Genomic DNA, 19,058 nt, shown 5'->3' on the forward strand with positions numbered 1-19,058 from the left:
CCCCAAAACCGGCCCTGGGGACCGGATATTCCCGACCGGTCCGGGAAGGCCCGCAACCCGGGCCCGTGCGTGACGTTGGGTGACCTCGGGTGACGCTGGATGATGCCGTGTGGCGTCGGGCGACTCGACGGGGGCCTTTCGTGACCGTTCGCGGACCGGCTCCGATCGGTGATGGCGCGGTTCCGGAACGCTTCGGTTCCGGGCCGTTCGGGTGCGGTCGCGGGGCGGTCCCAGGTGACGGGCCCGGGCCGTCACCCGCGCCGGGGACGGGCCTCGGCGCTCAGGGGCTGGTGATCACCCGGCCCGCGTCCCCACGGCCGGTGGCCGAGCCCTCCGTCGCCTCGGCGGGGACGGGCCGGTCGGCGCGGAGGGCGGACCAGACCAGGGCGTCCTGCCGGGCCAGCGGCAGCACCCGGTTGGGGTCGGCCGGGTCGTAGGCCACCGGCAGGGTGAGCGGGGTGAGGTCCCCGGCGCCGATGTGCTTCAGCGTGCCCGCGAACCCCGCGAGCCGGGTCACCGAGTCCAGTTCGGAGTCGGTGGTGAGGGCGCTGGTGGCGGCGTCCGCGACCTTGAACAGCTTGACCGGGTCGGAGAAGAGGCCGAGGTCGTCGATCCGGGCGACCAGTGCCTTCAGGAACGCCTGCTGGAGCTCGATGCGGCCCAGGTCGCTGCCGTCCCCGACGCCGTGCCGGGTGCGGACCAGGGCGAGCGCCCGCTCCCCGTCGAGGGTGTGGGTGCCGGGGGCGAGCCGCAGATGGCTCTTGGGGTCGTCGATCGCCCGGGTCGTGGTGACCGGCACCCCGCCCAGGGTGTCCACCAGCCGTGTGAACCCGGTGAAGTCGACCTCGACGTAGTGGTCCATCCGCAGGCCCGACATCGCCTCGACGGTCTTCACCGCGCAGGCGGGCCCGCCGACCTCGTAGGCGGTGTTGAACATCCGCGAGGCGGCGGCCGGAACCGTACCGCCACGGCCGTCGGCGCAGGCGGGCCGGTCCACCAGGGTGTCCCGGGGGATGGAGACCACGGTGGCCTTCCGGTGGCCCCGGTGGACGTGGACGACCATCGCGGTGTCCGAGCGGCCCGCGCCGTCCGGGCGGCCGTACGCGGCGTTGGCCCCGGACCGGGAGTCGGAGCCGAGGACCAGGACGTCCAGGGAGCCGTCGTCGCGGTCGCCGGGCCGCTCGGTGCCGAGGACGCCGCTGATGTCGACGCCCCGGATGTTGCCGTTGAGCCGCGCGTAGAGGTAGCCGAGCCCCGAGCCGCCGAGGACGACCAGCCCCGCCACCGTCCAGGCCGTGACGACCAGGGCCCGGCGGCGGCCCCGGCGGGGCGGCGCGCCGGACCCGGGGTCCTGGCCGTCCGGGCTCTCGTCGGACATCCGTACCTCGGCTCTCGGGGGTCCTCCCCCCAGGGTCGGCCCGGCGCCGGGCGTCCACCAGTCGGCCGAGCCCGGCCGGGCCGTCCGTGTCCGTCACCGGGGGTGACGGACACGGGCCGTCAGCCGATCAGGTCGTAGCGCTGGAATCCGCCGCCGAGCCGGACCGGCGGACCGAACACGTCCCGGGAGGACCGTCCGGTGCCCGGGTAGAGGAACAGGTTCCCGGCCCGGGAGCGGGCCACGAAGTCGGGCAGTCCGTCGCCGGTGACGTCGCCGGGGGCGGCGAGCGCGTTGTAGCCGGTCCAGTCCCGGACGGCCCGGGGCGCGGCGAACGGGTCCTCGGCCCGTCCGGTGCCCGCCAGCAGGTGCAGCCGTCCGTCCCGGGTGCGGGCGAACAGGTCGGTGCGGCCGTCGCCGGTGAAGTCGCCCCGGCCGCGCAGCGAGTTGTAGGCCCGGTAGCCCTCCCCCGCGCGCACCCGGTCCGCCAGCGAGCCGTCGCCGTTGCCGGGGTACACGTAGAGGGTGCCGTCGGCGGTGACCGACAGCAGGTCGGGCAGCCGGTCCCCGGTCACGTCGCCGGGGACGGCGAGGAACCTGCGGTCGGCCCAGCCGCGCGCGATCCGGGTGTCCTCCCAGGGGGCGTCCACGGCCGGGCGGTGCCGCCACAGGACGGTTCCGTCGGTGGGACGGCGCAGCACGAAGTCCTGGTGGCCGTCGCGGTCCAGGTCCGTCTGGAGGACGACGTTGTAGCCGTCCCAGTCGCCGGGCAGGCCGACGGGGTCGGCGAAGCCCCCGCCGACGGATTCCATGACGTGGGCGGTGCCCTCCTCGCGGTCCCGCAGCACCAGGTCGGCGCGGCCGTCACGGGCGGCGGGGTCGGCGTCGTCGATCCGGGGCCGCAGCACGGGCTGGGCCGCCGCGACCTCGCCGAACGCCCGGTGCGTCCCGGCGGTGCGGCAGTCCCCGTCGCGGGCGCTCCCGGAGACCACGCCGACGACCTTGCCACCGGCGACCAGGGGGCCGCCCGTGTCACCGGGGCAGAGGACGCCGTCGGCGGGGGTCTCGTCCGTGGTGGGGGCCTTCGTGGTGGCCGCGTCGGCGGGGGAGGCGCCCGCGCACAGGGTGGTGTCGGCGCGGTACCCGGGTCCGAGCGCGGTACGGCACTCCGCGTCGGCGCGCAGCGGCAGGCTGACCTTCTGGAGGACCGGGGTGACCACGGCGGTCCCGGCGGTCGTCCCGGGGGTGGTTCCGGGGGCGGTCTTCGTTCCAGCGGCGGTCTTCGTTCCGGCGGTGGGTCCGGCCGTGGCCCCGGTGGCCTCGGAGGTGGCTTCGGCCGTGGTCCCGGCAGGGGCTCCGGCGGACGCTTCGGCGGCGGTTCCGGCGCGGGGGGTTGTCACGCCCCAGCCGTAGGCGATGGCCTCGGTGCCGGGGCGGTGGAGGGCGTCATCGCCGGGTCCGGCCAGTTCCAGCGTGGTCTGGGCGACCGGGCGGGCCAGGGTGAGCAGCGCGAGGTCGTGGGCGGCCGTCGCGCGGTCGTAGCCGGGATGGGTCCAGGCGCGGAGCACCCCCACCCACCGGGCGTCGTTGGCGGCCGTCACCCCGCGCGCGGTGCCGACGGCGACCTCTCCGTTCGCGGCCCAGTCGCGGGGTTCCCCGGTGGCGGGGTCGGTCAGGCAGTGCGCGGCGGTGAGGACCTTCGCCGGGGCGACCAGGGTGCCGCCGCACACGAAGTGCCTGCCGTACTCCGGGTCGGTGTAGACGAGTTGCACCATCCAGGAGGCGGTGCTGTCGCTGCCCAGACCGCCTCGGGAGGAGCCGCCGGTGCCGGGCGAGGGCGCGGGCGCGGGCGCCGGGGTGACGAGCGCGGCGCCGGGCGGCGGTTTGACGACCTCCCCGGTCAGCGGCGGCGGCCCGGGCGGGTCCTCCTGCGCGGTGACGGCGAGGACCCCGGCGCCGAGCAGGGCCAGCGCGGTCGCCACGGCGGGCAGCAGCCGCCCCGTCCGGGGACGGCGTCGCGCGCCGCCCTGTCCCGTTCCCACGCCCGCTCCCACCCGCCCGGTGTCCACCACGTCCACGTCGTCCACGTCCACAGCGCGCCGATCCTATCCAGCGGTCGCGTATCCCCCGAAACCGCTCGGGACGCCGTCGGAACGCTACGGGTCGGGACCGCTCGGGGTGCCGTCGGAACCGCCGTCGTCGGGACCTCCCGGGGCGCCGTCCGGCGGGCCGGGAACGACGCGGCCCCGGTGCCGCGCGAGGCGGCCCGGGGCCGGGCGTCCGTCAGCGGACCGGGACGGCGACCGGTCGGTCGCCGTCCCGTCGGCCGACGGTCAGTCGTTGGAGGACGACGGGGTGGTCTTCTGGATCTGGAGCAGGAACTCCGCGTTGGACTTCGTCTGCTTCATCTTGTCCAGCAGCAGCTCGATCGCCTGCTGCTGGTCCAGGGCGTGCAGCACCCGGCGCAGCTTCCAGACGACGCCCAGCTCCTCGCCGCTGAGCAGGATCTCCTCCTTGCGGGTGCCGGACGCGTCCACGTCCACCGCGGGGAAGATCCGCTTGTCGGCGAGCTTGCGGTCGAGCTTGAGCTCCATGTTGCCGGTGCCCTTGAACTCCTCGAAGATCACCTCGTCCATCCGGGAGCCGGTGTCGACCAGCGCGGTGGCGAGGATGGTCAGCGAGCCGCCGTCCTCGATGTTGCGCGCCGCGCCGAAGAACCGCTTCGGCGGGTACAGCGCGGTGGAGTCGACACCACCGGACAGGATGCGGCCGGAGGCGGGCGCGGCCAGGTTGTAGGCACGGCCCAGACGGGTGATGGAGTCGAGCAGCACGACCACGTCGTGGCCCAGCTCGACCAGGCGCTTCGCCCGCTCGATGGCCAGTTCCGCGACGGTGGTGTGGTCCTCGGCGGGACGGTCGAAGGTCGAGGAGATGACCTCGCCCTTGACCGACCGCTGCATGTCGGTGACCTCTTCCGGACGCTCGTCGACCAGGACGACCATCAGGTGGCACTCGGGGTTGTTGTGCGTGATGGCGTTGGCGACCGCCTGCATGATCATGGTCTTGCCGGTCTTCGGCGGGGCCACGATCAGACCGCGCTGGCCCTTGCCGATCGGCGACACGAGGTCGATGATCCGCGTGGTGAGCACCCCGGGGTCGGTCTCCAGACGGAGCCGGTCCTGCGGGTAGAGCGGGGTCAGCTTGGTGAACTCGGGGCGGCCGCGGCCGAGTTCGGGCGCCATGCCGTTGACCGAGTCCAGGCGGACCAGCGCGTTGAACTTCTCGCGGCGCTCGCCGTCCTTGGGCTGGCGGACCGCGCCGGTGATGTGGTCGCCCTTGCGCAGACCGTTCTTGCGGACCTGGGCCAGCGACACGTAGACGTCGTTGGGGCCGGGCAGGTAGCCGGAGGTGCGGATGAACGCGTAGTTGTCGAGGATGTCGAGGATGCCCGCGACGGGGATCAGGACGTCGTCCTCGTTGATCTGCGGCTCGACGCCGCCGATCTCGTCACGCCCACGACGGCCCCGGCGGTCGCGGTAGCGGCCACGGCGGCCACGGCGGCCACCGGCCTCGTCGTCGAAGTCGTCCTGCGGACCGGTGTTGCGGTCCTGACGCTCCTGGCGCTCCTGGCGGTCCTGACGGCCGCCCTGCTGCTGACGCTGCTGGCCACCGCCCTGCTGGCCCTGGTCGTCGCCCTTGCCACGGCGGTCGCGGTCGCGACCACGGCGGTCACGACGGCCGCCCCGGCCCTCGGCGCCCTCGTCTCCGGACGCCTCGGCGCGGACCTCGGCGGTGACGGTCTCGGGGCTGCCGGCCTCGGCGGTGGCGCGGCGCCTGCGGCGCTCACCGGCGGGGGCGTCCTCGCTGGCGGGCTGGCCGGGGATCTCGATCTGCTGCTGGGCGACGGCCTTGCGGGCGGCGGGCGCCTCGGCGGGCTCGGCCGTGGCCGTCGCGGCCTTGGCGGCGGGGGCGGCCTCGGCGTGGTCGTTCTGCTCGGCCCGGGCGTCGGCGGCGGGGGCCTCGACGGTGCGGGCCTTGGAGGTGGCGCGGCGCTTGGGCTTGACCTCGGCGGCGGGGGCGTCGGCGCTCTTGGCCGGGGCTCCGCCACCGGCCTGGGCCTCCTTGATGACCTCGATCAGCTGGCTCTTGCGCATCCGCGCGGTGCCCTTGATACCGAGGCCCGAGGCGACCTGCTGGAGTTCCGCCAGCACCATGCCCTCAAGGCCGGTGCCGCGACGGCGCCGCCCGGAGGAAGCACCGGTGGCGGACGCGGCGGAGGCGTCCGTGGCGGGCGCGGCAGCGGTGTCGACCGTGCTGTCGGCGCTCACGCCCATCAGATCGGTGGTGTCGCTCACGAAGGGTCCTTCCCTGGAGCGGACGTCGGCCTGTCTGGCTCGGCGACCGGTTGTGCTGTCCGGCTGGTGGCCCGTGCGGTGTGGACCGTGCCGGGGCGGTGGTCCGCCAAAGCGGCGGAGGAGATTTCTGGGTGGCGCTACCCGGAGCCGTGCCACGGAATCGCGTGCCGCGCGGCTGGGTGGTGCCGATTTCCGGAGCGTTTAACGCAGACCGCGCGGTGCGACGCGCGGAGTGGTTTGGGAGGCTCCCGGAAGAATGGTCGTCCCGGAGAGGGACACGAAGCACCTCGTCATGGTGGGGTCGGGTGCAGACTTGAGATTAACACTACCGGACCCAACAAACATTCCCCCTCTCCAAATCCGGCAAGCCTGGGTCAGTGGGCAAGCGGCAGCACGCTCGCTCCCGCGTCGTCGAGGGCGAGGCGGTTGGCCGCCCAGCCCTCGCCCGCGAGGGCGGCGACCTTGTCGGCGTCCTGTTCGTCGGCGAGCGCGAGGACCGTGGGGCCCGCGCCGGAGATCACCGCGGGGACGCCGTCCGCGCGCAGCCGCTCGACGAGGGCGGCGCTCTCCGGCATGGCCGGGGCGCGGTACTCCTGGTGGAGACGGTCCTCGGTGGCGGGCAGCAGCAGCTCGGGACGCCTGGTCAGGGCTTCGACGAGCAGTGCGGCCCGGCCCGCGTTGGCGGCGGCGTCCACGTGCGGGACGGTGCGCGGCAGCAGTCCCCGGGCGGTTTCGGTGAGCACGGGCTTCGCGGGGACGAAAACCACCGGAACGATGGAATCGGCCGCGTCCATCCTGATCGCGCGGGCCGCGCCGCCGTCCATCCAGGACAGCGTGAAGCCGCCGAGCAGGCACGCCGCGACGTTGTCGGGGTGTCCCTCGATCTCGGTGGCGAGTTCCAGCAGGGCGGCGTCGTCGAGACGGCTGTCCCCGCCTATGGTCACCGCGCGGGCGGCGACGATCCCGGCGCAGATCGCGGCGGAGGAGGAGCCGAGGCCCCGGCCGTGCGGGATGCGGTTGGCACAGACGACCTCCAGACCGCGCGGCTGACCGCCGAGCAGGTCGAAGGCGGTGCGCAGCGAGCGCACGAGCAGATGGCTCTCGTCGCGGGGGAGGGTCTCACTGCCCTCACCGGCGATGTCCACGTGCAGTCCGGAGTCGGCCACCCGGACGACGACGTCGTCGTAGAGCCCCAGCGAGAGGCCCAGGGCGTCGAAGCCCGGACCGAGATTGGCGCTGGTGGCGGGGACGCGCACCCGGACGGCGGCGGCACGGAAGGCGGGACCGGCCATCGCTCGACGACTCTCCTTGAGCTACTGGGGGGTTCTTGAACTGACGTGCGGGGGACACCCGTGGGGCCCACGGAGGGCGGCGCCGCGGCATATGCGCGCGGACGGGTTCGGTACAGCCTATCGAAGGAAGGTTCCGTCGCGACATAGGGCGCACAGGAGGCGCACGATGCGTGTCGCAAGCCCCCCATGCACCCCGAACCGGCGGAACCCGACAAGACCGGCGTTCCGCCCCGCCCTGAGCCGCCCGGGGCCCCTTACCGGCCATCGCCCGGGACGCGAACCGGACAGGTCCCGGAGACGACACGGAGACGATCCGGGAGCGTCCAGGGGTATCCGGGGGTATTCGAGGGCGTCCAGGGGTGCGAAATCACCCCGGGAGCACGGAAGTCGGCGGAATCCCGCCACTCGGGGGGCCGTCGCCGGACGTTCCCGGTGCCGGACGCTCCGGGACGGGACGGCCCCGGACGGGACACCGGCACGCAACGGGTTCCCGGCGCGGAACGGAGTCCGGCCGACGGGACAACGGAGGCGTGGACGGAGGCGTGGAGTGGCGGAACGGGGACGCGGGACTGCGGGCTGCGGGCTGCGGGCTGCGGACTGCGGACTGCGGACTGCGGACTGCGGACTGCGGACTGCGGACGAACGGAGGCGGGCACCGGACGGTACCCGCCTCCCCGCGTCTCCCCTCCCCCGGGTCCGGGCGCCGTGGGGCGCACCGGACCATGGGGGGGCGCGGGGATCAGACCAGGCCGAGGCGGCGGGCGGCCGTCTCCGCGTCGACGGGCACGGTCTCGGGCTGCGGAGCCCCGGCGACCGCCCAGTCCGGGTCCTTGAGGCCGTTGCCGGTGACGGTGCAGACGATGGTCTGGCCCGGGTCGACCTTGCCCTGCTCGGCGGCCTTCAGCAGTCCGGCGACCGAGGCGGCGGAGGCGGGCTCCACGAACACGCCCTCCTGGGAGGCCAACAGCTTGTAGGCGCGCAGGATCTCACGGTCCGTCACCTCGTCGATGAACCCGCCGGACTCCCGCTGCGCGTCGAGCGCGAACTGCCAGGACGCCGGGTTGCCGATCCGGATGGCGGTGGCGATGGTCGAGGGGTCCTTGACGACCTCGCCGCGCACGATCGGCGCCGAGCCGGACGCCTGGAACCCCCACATCCGGGGAGTGCGGGTGGCCGGGCCGTCCGCGAGGTACTCGCCGTAGCCCTTCCAGTACGCGGTGATGTTCCCGGCGTTGCCGACCGGCAGGACGTGGATGTCCGGGGCGTCCCCGAGCGCGTCCACGATCTCGAAGGCGGCGGTCTTCTGGCCCTCGATCCGCACCGGGTTGACCGAATTCACCAGCGCCACGGGGTAGTTGTCGGACAGCCCGCGCGCCAGGGTGAGGCAGTCGTCGAAGTTGCCGTCGACCTGGAGGATCTTGGCGCCGTGCACCAGCGCCTGGCCCATCTTGCCGAGGGCGATCTTGCCCCGGGGCACGAGCACCGCGCTGACCATTCCGGCGCGCACCGCGTAGGCGGCGGCGGAGGCGGAGGTGTTGCCGGTGGAGGCGCAGATGACGGCCTGCGCGCCCTCCTCCTTAGCCCGGGTGATCGCCATGGTCATTCCGCGGTCCTTGAAGGACCCGGTCGGGTTGGCGCCCTCGACCTTCAGGTGCACCTCGCAGCCCGTGCGCTCGGAGAGGACCTGTGCGGGAACGAGGGGCGTGCCGCCCTCGCGGAGCGTCACGACCGGAGTGTTATCGGTTACCGGGAGACGGTCCCGGTACTCCTCGATGATTCCGCGCCACTGGTGGGTCATTGCTGGTTACTCTCCTTCAACCCGCATGATGCTGGCGACACCCCGCACGGTGTCGAGTCGGCGCAGCGCTTCGACGGTGCCGCCGAGGGCGGCGTCGGGCGCGCGATGGGTGACGACGACCAGGGAGGCGTCCCCGTCCCCGTCGGGCCGTCCGTGCTGGCGGACGGTGTCGATGGACACCCCGTGCTCGGCGAAGACCGTCGCCACCTGGGCGAGGACGCCCGGTTTGTCGGCCACGTCGAGACTGATGTGGTAACGCGTGACGACATCGCCCATCGGGCTCACCGGCAGACGCGTGTAGGCGGACTCGCCGGGGCCGGTGGCCTCGCCGAGCTTGTTGCGACAGACGGCGACGAGGTCGCCGAGGACCGCCGAGGCGGTGGGGGCGCCGCCCGCGCCGGGCCCGTAGAACATCAGCTGTCCGGCCGCCTCGGCCTCCACGAAGACCGCGTTGTAGGCGCCGCGCACCGAGGCCAGCGGATGGCTGAGCGGGATCATCGCGGGGTGCACCCGGGCGGTGACGGAACCGCCGTCGGCGGCCCGCTCGCAGATGGCGAGCAGCTTGATGGTGCAGCCCATCTGGCGGGCGGAGGCGAAGTCGGCGGCGGTGACCTCGGTCATGCCCTCGCGGTACACGTCGTCGAGCCGGACCCGGGTGTGGAAGGCGATCCCGGCGAGGATGGCGGCCTTGGCGGCGGCGTCGAATCCCTCGACGTCGGCGGTCGGGTCGGCCTCCGCGTAACCGAGCGCGGTGGCCTCGTCCAGGGCCTCCTGGTACCCGGCGCCGGTGGAGTCCATCTTGTCGAGGATGAAGTTGGTGGTGCCGTTGACGATCCCTAGGACGCGGTTGACCTTGTCCCCGGCGAGCGACTCGCGCAGCGGGCGGATCAGCGGGATCGCCCCGGCGACGGCGGCCTCGTAGTAGAGGTCGCGGCCGTGCTCCTCGGCGGCGGCGTGCAGCGCGGCGCCGTCCTGGGCGAGCAGCGCCTTGTTGGCGGAGACGACGGAGGCACCGTGCTCGAAGGCGGTCAGGATCAGGGAGCGGGCGGGCTCGATGCCGCCGATCACCTCGACGACGACGTCGATGTCGCCCCGTTTGACCAGGGCGGTGGCGTCGGTGGTGACCAGCGCGGGGTCGATCCCGGCGCGCACCTTGGAGGGACGGCGGACGGCGACCCCGGCGAGCTCCACGGGGGCGCCGATCCTCGCGGCGAGGTCATCGGCGTGCGTCGTCATGATGCGCGCCACCTCTGAGCCGACTACTCCACAGCCCAGCAGCGCCACCTTCAGCGGACGCGTACGCATCATCCGACCTCGCTTCTCGTCTTCCACGGTTGGTCCAGTCTCACTCACCGGACGGGAGTTTCTGCCCATTGTCCGCATCATGAGACATCAATTTCATGACGGGCGGTACCCGGAAACGCAGATCTTTCGGCGTCCCGGGCACCGTGCCGTACCGGTGGTGACCGACGTCACCCACCACCGGTCCCGCCCCCGCGAGGGCCGGTCAGCCCACGTCGAGGCGGAGCAGGTCCTCCTCCGTCTCACGGCGGACGATCACCCGGGCGGCACCGTCCGCGACGGCGATCACCGGCGGGCGGGGGACGTGGTTGTAGTTGCTGGCCATCGACCGGCAGTAGGCGCCGGTCGCGGGCACGGCGACGAGGTCGCCGGGTGCCAGGTCGGCGGGGAGGAACGCGTCCCGGACGAGGATGTCGCCGCTCTCGCAGTGCTTGCCGACCACCCGGGAGAGCACCGGCTCCGCGTCCGAGGTGCGGGAGACCAGCGCCACGCTGTACTCGGCGTCGTACAGCGCGGTGCGGATGTTGTCCGACATCCCGCCGTCCACGGACACATAGGTGCGCAGCCCCTCCAGCGGCTTGACGGTGCCGACCTCGTACACCGTGAAGGCGGTGGGGCCGACGATCGCCCGGCCCGGCTCGACGGAGATCCGGGGGGTGCGGAGCCCGGCGGCCTCGCACTCCCGGGCGACGATCGCCCGCAGCGCGGTGGCGATCTCGTGCGGCTCGCGGGGGTCGTCGGCGGAGGTGTAGGCGATGCCGAGGCCGCCGCCGAGGTCGATCTCGGGGAGTTCCACGCCGTGCTCGTCGCGGACCTCGGCGAGCAGACCGACCACCCGGCGGGCGGCCACCTCGAACCCGGCCATGTCGAAGATCTGCGAGCCGATGTGGGAGTGGACGCCGACGAGTTCGAGGCCGTCGAGCTTGAGCGCCCGGCGCACCGCCTCGGCGGCCTGTCCCCCGGCCAGCGCGATGCCGAACTTCTGGTCCTCGTGGGCGGTGGCGATGAACTCGTGGGTGTGCGCCTCGACGCCGACGGTCACCCGCAGCTGCACCCGCTGGCGCACCCCGAGCCGGTCGGCGGCGTGCGCGACCCGGACGATCTCCGGGAAGGAGTCGAGGACGATCCGCCCCACCCCGGCGCTGATCGCCCGCTCGATCTCGGCGGCCGACTTGTTGTTGCCGTGGAAGGCGATGCGTTCGGCGGGCATCCCGGCGGACAGGGCGGTGGCCAGTTCGCCGCCGGAGCAGACGTCGAGGTTCAGCCCCTCCTCGTGCAGCCAGCGCACCACGGCCCGGGACAGGAACGCCTTGCCCGCGTAGAACACGTCGGCGTCGGCCCCGAAGGCGTCGCGCCAGGCGCGCGCCCGGGCCCGGAAGTCGCTCTCGTCCAGGACGTAGGCGGGCGTCCCGAACTCCTCGGCGAGCCGGGTGACGGGCAGCCCGCCGACGGTCAGCGTCCCGTCCTCGTCCCGGGTGACGGTACGGGCCCAGACCTTGGGGTCGAGGGCGTTGAGGTCGGCGGGCGGGGCAGTGTAGTGGCCCTCGGGGAGGACGTCGGCGTGGCGGGGCCCGGCGGGGTGGGCGGAACGACTCATGTCTGCGTGCGCTTCTCTCAGAGGTGTTCGGGTGCGTCGATGCCGAGCAGGGTCAGGCCGCCCGCGAGCACCGTCCCGGCGGCTTCGGCGAGCGCGAGCCGGGCGCGGTGGGCGGCCGAGGGTTTCTCGTCCCCGACGGGCAGCACCGGGCACCCGGCCTGGAACCGCAGGAAGCCGTCGGCGAGGTCCACGAGGTGGCGCGCGAGCCGGTCGGGCGCGTGGTCGCGGGCGGCGGAGGCGAGGACCCGGGGGTACTCGGCGAGCAACCGCGCGAGGTCCCGCGCGGCGGTGGCGTCGGGGGCGACGGGGACCTGGCCGCCGGGGGCCGCCGGCCCGTCAAGGACCACCGGCCTGTCGAGGACCACCGGCCCGTCGGGGGCCGGACCGTCGAGGGCCGGATCGTCGAGGGCCGGATCGTCGAGGGCCGGATCGTCGGGGTGACCGGCGGTGTCCGGGCTCCGGTGGGTGCCGTGGCGGGTGCCGGGGGGCGTGTCCCGGCGCGCGTCGTGGTGGGTTCCGTAGGGCGCGCCGTGCGGGGTGGTGCGGGGCACGCACTCCCCCGGCCGGGCCGAGAACCCGAGGTCACGGGCGTTGCGGCGCAGGGCGTGGGTACGGGCGTGGGCGTACTGGACCCGGAAGAGCGGGTTGCCCTCGCGACGCGGGAGGTGGACCACGGGGTCACCGGGCGGGTCGTGGGGCGCGGGGTGCAGCAGGGCCCAGCGCAGGGCGGCGCGGGCGGGCGCGTCCTCGGCGGCGGGCTCCCCGGACACGCCCCGGACGGGCACGGGGCGCGGGAGGACGGTGCGCACGGGGGCGGTCGGCGCGTCGGAGGTGGTTGGCACACCGGATGCGGTCGGCGAGGTCGGTGCGCCAGCGGTGGTCGGCGCACCGGGGGCGGTCGGTGCGCCTTGGCCGGTCGGTTCGCCGGGGGCCGTCGACGGGACGGGGGCGGACGGCCGGAGGGGGCCGGTCGACGCGTCGGGGGCCACTGGCGGGAAGGGGCCGGTCGGTGCGGCGGGGTCCGTGGGCCTGGCGGCACGGTGGGGATCAGGCGGCGCGGACCGCTCGTCGCGCGGGACGGCACGGACCCCCTGGGTGGCGAGCAGCCGCACCACGGCCCGCGCGATGACGCGGGCGCGGAGTTCGTCGGAGACGAGGAGGACGACGTCCGGCGGGGCGGAGGCGCCGTCGCGTCCGGCGGGGAGGCCGTGCCGTCCGGCGGAGGCGTCGGGGTCCGGCAGAGGGCTTCGTCCGATGGCGGCGTGCCGCTCGACGGGGGCGTCCGGTGGGGCGGGGGCCTCCGACGCGGTGAATGCCCCCGTCGTGGTGGGGACGTCCGGCACGGTGGGGACGTCCGATGCCGTGAAGGCGTCCGGCGCGTGGCCGTAGCGTGGGCCCTCGTCGAGGACCCGGGCGACGAGGGCGGCGTCGCCGTGTTCCTCGGGGTCGAGGGTGAGGTTCAGGAACCCGGGTCCGGTGATGTCGACGCGGTCGATGCCGGGTTCGTCCAACAGTCGCCGTCGGATGACCTCGGCGACCTGGGACGCGGGCCGTCCGGCGGGGCGCGCGAGCTGGAGCGCGACGTTCGTGGCGTAGTCGCCGTGTCCGCCGGGCCGGGGCGGCTCCACGGTGATCCGTCCGGGAATCCCCGTTCCCCCGACGGCGAGTTCCCCGGCGTCCACGGCGGACCGCACGGCGCGCAGCACGGTCCGGGACAGCTCGACGGGGGTCACGGAACCAGGGTAGGGGAGGTGGGAGGTGGGGTGCGCGGGGGTTTCGGGGTGTGGGACGGGACGGAGTTCCCGGTGTCCTACCGGGGCCCGTCCGGCTACTCGTGCTCGCCGCCGACGGGGGCGGGCTCGGGTTCCTCGGGTCCGGGGCCGGGATCACCGCCGCGCGCCACCAGGCTGCGGACGATGCCGACGAGTTCGCCGGGCTCGAAGGGCTTGGAGAGGAAGGCGTCGACGCCCACGTCGAGACCGCTCTCCACCTCGTGCTGGGTGCAGGCGCTGACGATCATCAGCGGCAGATGCTCGGTGCGCGGGTCGGCACGGAGCAGGGCGGCGGTGCGCAGCCCGTCCAGCCGGGGCATCACCACGTCGAGGGTGACGATGTCCGGACGGACCTCGTGCACCACGTCGAGGGCTTCGACACCATCGGCCGCGGTCACGACCTCGAACCCCTCCAGTTCGAGATTGACCCTGATCAGCTGCCGGATGACCTTGTTGTCGTCCACAACAAGCACCCGGCCCGAGGCGCCTGGCACACGTCGAGAGTAGGTGGGCAAGGAGGGCCGCGTCCGGCTTTTCCGCACTTCCACCCCACCGGGGTACCCCGACCGGGTCGGACGGCCACGCGCGGCGGGTCCGCCGGGCCCGGCGGACGACCGGGGCCACCGCGCGGAGGCGACGCGCGCATCGGCAGCGGTCCGGCGGCCGGTCCACGGTGGTCCACGCTGGTCCGGCGGGGCGGTGGACACGGGTCGGGAGGATCGGCGAAACCCGTTCATGACCACCCGGTCTGAGCTGGTAGTGTTCTACCCGTCGCCGCCGCTGAGGCAGCGACAACGCCCCCGTAGCTCAGGGGATAGAGCAACGGCCTCCGGAGCCGTGTGCGCAGGTTCGAATCCTGCCGGGGGCACTCGCCGGTCAGACACCTGGAACCAGGTTCTGAACAGGGCAGATGCCGAAGAAAAAGGGCGGGAGTCAGTCTCACTGACTCCCGCTCTTTCTCATTCCTTCTCAGTGCCCGCGACACACCTCCGACACACTGCCAGCCGTCGGCGTGCTCCTCACTCCCCCACCCCCATGCTCTTCTCGATCTTCTTGTTGTCCTCCTCCTCGCTGTTGTCGATGAGGCCCGCGTAGTGCCGGTCGATCACCTCCGGGGAGGTACCCGCGCGACGTGCCACCTCAGCGATCGCGACTCCCGCTTTGAGCCACTGGGTGATGGCGAAGGCCCGACCGGTATACGGGTTCTCCGCCAGTGGACTGTGCAGCTTGGGCTCCGGGAAGGCGTACTGCCTCGCTTCAACCCAGACCCGGTAGTAGGAAGTCGACCCCACCAGACCACCCCGCTCGTTGTGGAAGACCCGACCGTCCCCGGCCGTGCCGAACTCGTTCAGATGGGCCCGAAGCATGGCTACCAGCACTGGAGGAATCGGCACTGGGCGATCCGCGTCGGGGTCGCGCATCTTCAACCCTCGCCGGTCGTGCCGCTCCCCCGAATCGGTCCACTTCTTTCCCGCGACGGGGCGCGTCTTTCGGAGAGTGAGCAAACCCCAGCCAGTCTCGGGCAATTCACAGTCAGACCGTCGCAATGCAACGACCTCAGCCGGACGCATGGCGGCGTACAAGATGCACCCGAAGAAGGCCACCAGACGTCGCCCCCTATGCCTGTGAACCGACCCCACATAGGAAACGGAGACCAGAAGCTCACGTGCCTGCACTGGGTTCATCAGGATGCGCGGATCGATTGGCCCCTGACGAGCAGTGGCGGGCCGCTCCATTGCGGCGACCGGGTTCCCATCGATATATCCGCGATTGATCGCGTAATCCATCGCCGCATTGAAGTTACGCCGACGTCGCTTGTACGTGTCCCTTGCCGCAAGCTTCCCATCAAGCCTGTAGGCAATTCGATAGTGGACATCCTCGGCGACTGCGGGCTTCATCAATGCCGACAGATTGAGAGAGCTTTCAGCGAGCCACTCACACGCCGACCGTAGCTCCGCAGGAGGATCCTCGCTCTCATGAGCCGGTACGACAGCCCACCTGATGGCCCGACGCACTACCGTCAGGTCCGGGGGATCAGGCTGATCTCCCATCATCCCCAGAGCTGCGGAAGCAAGGCTGTCAGCGAACCCCTCTCGCGTCTTAGCCGCCGCTGTACGCCAACGACGTTTCATGAACTCCCGCGAGAACTCCCACCACGTGGGGTCTTCCTTCCGCTCCGCCTCCGCAGCCGCTTCCGCGTTACGAACTTCTGATTCAGGCAGGCCGGTGTCGATTTCGAACGGCTCACCACGCCGATTCATGGAGTGCCAGATTTCGTTGCGTCGACTCTCAGCGAGCGGGTATGTGGAAAACGTTTCCGTCCACACACGCCCTGCCACAACCCAACGCACACGCCAAGGGCGGGACTTACGGCCGGTCTCGGCAATCTTCCACAGCTTCACATCAAACGTGAAGCCCGGCCGGGCAGAACCTTGTGGACGCCCGGCCAGGTTGTCGCGCCTATCACTCACGCAGTAGTCTCCCGCTCGGCAAGCCAACGCTCATACTCAGAGCGGCGAATTCTAATATCCCCATTCGGGAGCTTGATCGAGCGGGGGGCTTTCCCGAGTTGACGCCATCGATAGAACGTTGACAGGGGAATCTTGAGGTCAGACAGGACTTCCTTGATGGTCATCTTTTCGTCCATCGCTCGGGCAGTCATGAGAGTGCCTCCAATCAGTTGCGGGAGCCAAAGAGGGACGGCTGTGCTGTTGGACCCGCCACCCCGGCCGCAGCGGCGCGAAGGAAGATGCGGGGTGAGTGGGCGCCACAATGTCGTGGGTCGCGGACCATCGCGGACCACGGGTGCTGACCTGGGGTTTTGCGCGGGGTGGCGTGCGGACCACTGCGGACCGCCCGTGTGTAGATGGTCCGCGATGGTCCCATTCCGGGGGGTGGTGTTTGTGCAGGTCAGGTGGGGTGGTCCGCGATGGTCCGCGACCCGGCGGATTGTGGGCGGGGCTACTCGGGGGTGCCGGGTGGGCGCAGGGCGAGGCCGGTGTAGGTCCGGACGCGGGTGTTGCCGTCGCGGGGTCGGGTGAGGCTGAGCTGGGGGACGACGGAGAGGAGGTTGCGGCCGAACACCTGCTTCGTGCCGGGTTTGACGTTGTTGTCCTCGGCCCATTCGCGCCAGACGGCCCACAGGGTGTCCACGGGGACGTGGTGGGTGGGGCCGGTGGTGCAGCGTTCGCGGACGAACGCGCTGGTGGGGCTGGCGGTGTCGCGCATGGTGGTGACGGCGTCGCGGGTGGAGGCCGGTTCGGTGATGCGGCCGGTGCGCCGGAGCCGGGCGAGTCCTTCGAGGGCCCAGTTGAGGATGCCGGGCATCTCCGCTGTCAGCCGGTCGGTGAGCGTGGGGTCTTCCTTGCCCAGCCACGACAGGCGGGTGTTGAGCAGGATGAACCGGTTGGCGATCACGCCGGACGCGTCACCGAAGTGGGGCAGTTCGTTGGAGAGGATCACCAGCCGGGTGGGGAGCTTCCCGGTCCACTGCTCGCGGTACTTGCGGTCCACGTCGATGGTGTCCTCGCCTGAGATGGTGAGCAGCCGTTCCACGATCTGGGTGCTGTCGTTGCCGGACAGGCGGGCGTCGGAGATGACCGCGAGGGGCTTGCCGACCAGGGTGGACAGTCCGAAGTTCGTGCCAAGTCCGGCGAGGGTGGGCCCGGCGAGGTTCTCCTTGCCGACCAGCGCCTTGAGCACGCGGGCGACGGTGCCCTTGCCTGAGCGGGAGGGGCCGAAGACGAGCAGGATCTTCTGCTGGTCGGTGCGGCCGGAGATCACGTAGCCGAACCATTCCTGGAGGGCGGTGACGGAGGCGGGGTCGTCGGGCCAGACCTGGGCGAGGAAGCTGTCCCACGTCGGTGCGGTCGCGTCCGGGTCGTACGCGAACGGGACCGAGACGATGTTGAAGAACCCGGGGGTGTGCGGGAGCAGGGCCCGGTCCTTGATCCGCAGGAGCCCGTTGGCGCACGCGACGATGGGGCCGTGATCGTGCCCGGCGGCTTCCTGGTCGCCGAGCCAGGACGGGTCGTCGGTCTCGGTCGGCAGCAGGACGATCGAGCCGAGGGCGTCCAGCAGGTTGCTGATCTTCTGCTTAGTGGGGGCCCAGTCCCGTTCCTCCGTCTCCCCGTCCTTGCCGGGGGCCCGGTAGACGGCGTGCTCCAAACGCTCGTACATCGCCGCGCGGATCTGGGCTTCGTCGGTCTCCCGCCAGCACGTGCCCGTCCACCGCATCCACGACGCGCGCCAGCGCCGGTAGAGGAGCTGCCCGTCCCCGGTCTGCCAGTCGGGCAGCAGACGGCGCGCGACGGCCATCGGGTGGGTCGGCGGCGGAAGTTCCTCCATAGCGGTCATGCGGCGGCCCCGGCTTCCCCGGCATGCCGGGGGCACGCGGCGGTGTGGTCGTGGTGGTCGGTGATGAGGGCGAGGACGCGCTGCTCACCGGCGGCGAACCGGTCCCGGCCGCACACGCACCAGGACCTGGCCGTCGGCGTCGCCCCGCGCCCCCGGGCGGTGATACGGAGACCACCGATGACCTGGCGGGCGCCCCGCGCCGGGCGCGGGTCCGGGCGACAGGAAGAGGGGACGCCCTTGCGGACGGCGTTCTCCGGGGCGCCTACGGTCTGCCGGGGCGCGGGCTGGTCGGCGGTCACGCGGTGGCTCCGGCGGCGGCGAGGCCGCGTGTGACGGCGCGGCGGGCGTAGGGCTCGGGGACGCCGACGGTGACGGCGGCGGCGACGATCTCGTCCCCGATCCGGTCGAGTCCGCACGGGCCGGGGCACCGGGCGTGCTGGGCGGCGAGGAACTTCGCGACCCCGTACGCCTGTGATCCGGCTCCGGTCTCGGTGTGGCCGAGGACCCTGCGTGTCCCGGTGTCGAGGCCGGTGCGGACGTAGCCGACGGTGTGGCGGCACCCGGTGGCCACCGTCCGGTCCCACCGGGCGGCATGCGTGGAAGAGGCCACCCGGTCGCGGGCGGGGGTGGCGTCTTCCCTGACGACGAGGGCGCGGACGGACTCCGGGAGAGCGGCGACGGGGCCGGTGCCAGGGGCGATCCAGCGGACGTAGGCCATCAACGACTTGATGTCGACGCCGGGTCGGACGGCGTTCGAGGACCGTGTGGTGCCCCGGTAGATCCAGTGCTGGCCCCGAGTGGTGGGCACGGTCCGCGTCGGAGGGAGCACCTGACGGGCCCAGCCGATTGCCTCGTCGTTGTCGAGGTCCACCACCGTCACCCCGGCTTCGCCGGGGGCGTAGGCTACCGCACCGGCCTCCCGCCACACAGCCACCCATTCGGGTGACGTGAGGATGGTCGGGTCGGTGGTGGCTGCGGCCCACCCGTGGCACGGCCGGGGGCACCCGCAGGGGCCCGGGGTCAGCATGTTCGGGCGCCCGCCGCACTCGAGGTCCGCGCAGTCGGCGCAGTTGCCGACGGGGAGCTTGCCCGCGCGGAGCGGCAGCACGGGCACCCCGCGCCGCCCCAGGTCGAGCGCGGTGGTCAAGAGGCGGGGAACCCGGGCGGGGGGTCGCGGACGGGGGGTCGGTTGAGTCATGCTGGAGTCCTCC

At 72.8% G+C, this 19,058-nt stretch carries 14 protein-coding genes and 1 tRNA gene; 1 reads left to right on the forward strand and 14 read right to left on the reverse strand.

What is annotated here, in order from left to right; all coding sequences use genetic code 11:
* Positions 1 to 280: 280 nt before the first annotated feature.
* From ACVWNX_RS09440 to ACVWNX_RS09480, 9 genes are all read right to left on the reverse strand, one after another.
* Positions 281 to 1,378, reverse strand: coding sequence for an LCP family protein (locus tag ACVWNX_RS09440; protein ID WP_454413448.1), 1,098 nt, complete (start codon positions 1,376 to 1,378; stop codon positions 281 to 283).
* Positions 1,379 to 1,497: 119 nt separating this feature from the next.
* A complete protein-coding gene (locus ACVWNX_RS09445; RefSeq protein WP_454413449.1) occupies positions 1,498 to 3,468 on the reverse strand; it encodes a trypsin-like serine protease in 1,971 nt (656 codons plus the stop codon).
* Positions 3,469 to 3,708: 240 nt separating this feature from the next.
* Positions 3,709 to 5,730: a transcription termination factor Rho gene (gene rho / locus ACVWNX_RS09450; RefSeq protein WP_454413450.1), complete on the reverse strand. Its 2,022-nt coding sequence runs from the start codon at positions 5,728 to 5,730 to the stop codon at positions 3,709 to 3,711.
* A gap of 374 nt (positions 5,731 to 6,104) precedes the next feature.
* A complete protein-coding gene (gene thrB / locus ACVWNX_RS09455) occupies positions 6,105 to 7,022 on the reverse strand; it encodes a homoserine kinase (protein ID WP_454413451.1) in 918 nt (305 codons plus the stop codon).
* 739 nt (positions 7,023 to 7,761) lie between these two features.
* Positions 7,762 to 8,820 (reverse strand): threonine synthase, encoded by a 1,059-nt coding sequence (gene thrC, locus ACVWNX_RS09460; protein ID WP_454413452.1) that lies wholly within the window; start codon positions 8,818 to 8,820, stop codon positions 7,762 to 7,764.
* Positions 8,821 to 8,826: 6 nt separating this feature from the next.
* Entirely contained in the window at positions 8,827 to 10,128 is a 1,302-nt protein-coding gene (locus ACVWNX_RS09465) for a homoserine dehydrogenase (protein ID WP_454413453.1), read from the reverse strand.
* Between the two features lie 199 nt (positions 10,129 to 10,327).
* On the reverse strand, positions 10,328 to 11,719 hold the full coding sequence (gene lysA, locus ACVWNX_RS09470; protein ID WP_454413454.1) for a diaminopimelate decarboxylase: 1,392 nt from the start codon (positions 11,717 to 11,719) through the stop codon (positions 10,328 to 10,330).
* A gap of 17 nt (positions 11,720 to 11,736) precedes the next feature.
* Positions 11,737 to 13,452, reverse strand: a complete 1,716-nt coding sequence (locus tag ACVWNX_RS09475; protein ID WP_454413455.1) for a DALR anticodon-binding domain-containing protein — start codon at positions 13,450 to 13,452, stop codon at positions 11,737 to 11,739.
* 95 nt (positions 13,453 to 13,547) lie between these two features.
* A complete protein-coding gene (locus ACVWNX_RS09480; RefSeq protein WP_454414687.1) occupies positions 13,548 to 14,033 on the reverse strand; it encodes a response regulator in 486 nt (161 codons plus the stop codon).
* 254 nt (positions 14,034 to 14,287) lie between these two features.
* Between ACVWNX_RS09480 and ACVWNX_RS09485 the strand changes: the two genes are divergently transcribed.
* Positions 14,288 to 14,359, forward strand: a tRNA-Arg gene (locus ACVWNX_RS09485).
* A gap of 151 nt (positions 14,360 to 14,510) precedes the next feature.
* Here the strand turns inward: ACVWNX_RS09485 and ACVWNX_RS09490 are convergent.
* The 5 genes from ACVWNX_RS09490 to ACVWNX_RS09510 form a co-directional block, all read right to left on the reverse strand.
* Entirely contained in the window at positions 14,511 to 15,962 is a 1,452-nt protein-coding gene (locus ACVWNX_RS09490; protein ID WP_454413456.1) for a tyrosine-type recombinase/integrase, read from the reverse strand.
* A complete protein-coding gene (locus ACVWNX_RS09495) occupies positions 15,959 to 16,153 on the reverse strand; it encodes a helix-turn-helix transcriptional regulator (RefSeq protein ID WP_454413457.1) in 195 nt (64 codons plus the stop codon). The genes ACVWNX_RS09490 and ACVWNX_RS09495 overlap by 4 nt, the downstream gene beginning before the upstream one ends.
* 299 nt (positions 16,154 to 16,452) lie before the next feature.
* Entirely contained in the window at positions 16,453 to 17,847 is a 1,395-nt protein-coding gene (locus tag ACVWNX_RS09500) for a DNA primase family protein (protein WP_454413458.1), read from the reverse strand.
* Entirely contained in the window at positions 17,844 to 18,146 is a 303-nt protein-coding gene (locus ACVWNX_RS09505) for a hypothetical protein (RefSeq protein WP_454413459.1), read from the reverse strand. The genes ACVWNX_RS09500 and ACVWNX_RS09505 overlap by 4 nt, the downstream gene beginning before the upstream one ends.
* Entirely contained in the window at positions 18,143 to 19,045 is a 903-nt protein-coding gene (locus ACVWNX_RS09510; protein ID WP_454413460.1) for a bifunctional DNA primase/polymerase, read from the reverse strand. The genes ACVWNX_RS09505 and ACVWNX_RS09510 overlap by 4 nt, the downstream gene beginning before the upstream one ends.
* Positions 19,046 to 19,058 lie beyond the last annotated feature (13 nt).

This window comes from Streptomyces sp. JNUCC 64 (assembly GCF_054484115.1).

Bases quoted from the DNA above. Each gene is read 5' to 3' on its own strand.
- ACVWNX_RS09440 (WP_454413448.1), bottom strand. From the start codon at position 1,378: ATGTCCGACGAGAGCCCGGACGGCCAGGACCCCGGGTCCGGCGCGCCG.
- thrB (WP_454413451.1), bottom strand. From the start codon at position 7,022: ATGGCCGGTCCCGCCTTCCGTGCCGCCGCCGTCCGGGTGCGCGTCCCC.
- thrC (WP_454413452.1), bottom strand. From the start codon at position 8,820: ATGACCCACCAGTGGCGCGGAATCATCGAGGAGTACCGGGACCGTCTC.
- ACVWNX_RS09465 (WP_454413453.1), bottom strand. From the start codon at position 10,128: ATGATGCGTACGCGTCCGCTGAAGGTGGCGCTGCTGGGCTGTGGAGTA.
- lysA (WP_454413454.1), bottom strand. From the start codon at position 11,719: ATGAGTCGTTCCGCCCACCCCGCCGGGCCCCGCCACGCCGACGTCCTC.
- ACVWNX_RS09495 (WP_454413457.1), bottom strand. From the start codon at position 16,153: ATGACTGCCCGAGCGATGGACGAAAAGATGACCATCAAGGAAGTCCTG.
- ACVWNX_RS09500 (WP_454413458.1), bottom strand. From the start codon at position 17,847: ATGACCGCTATGGAGGAACTTCCGCCGCCGACCCACCCGATGGCCGTC.
- ACVWNX_RS09510 (WP_454413460.1), bottom strand. From the start codon at position 19,045: ATGACTCAACCGACCCCCCGTCCGCGACCCCCCGCCCGGGTTCCCCGC.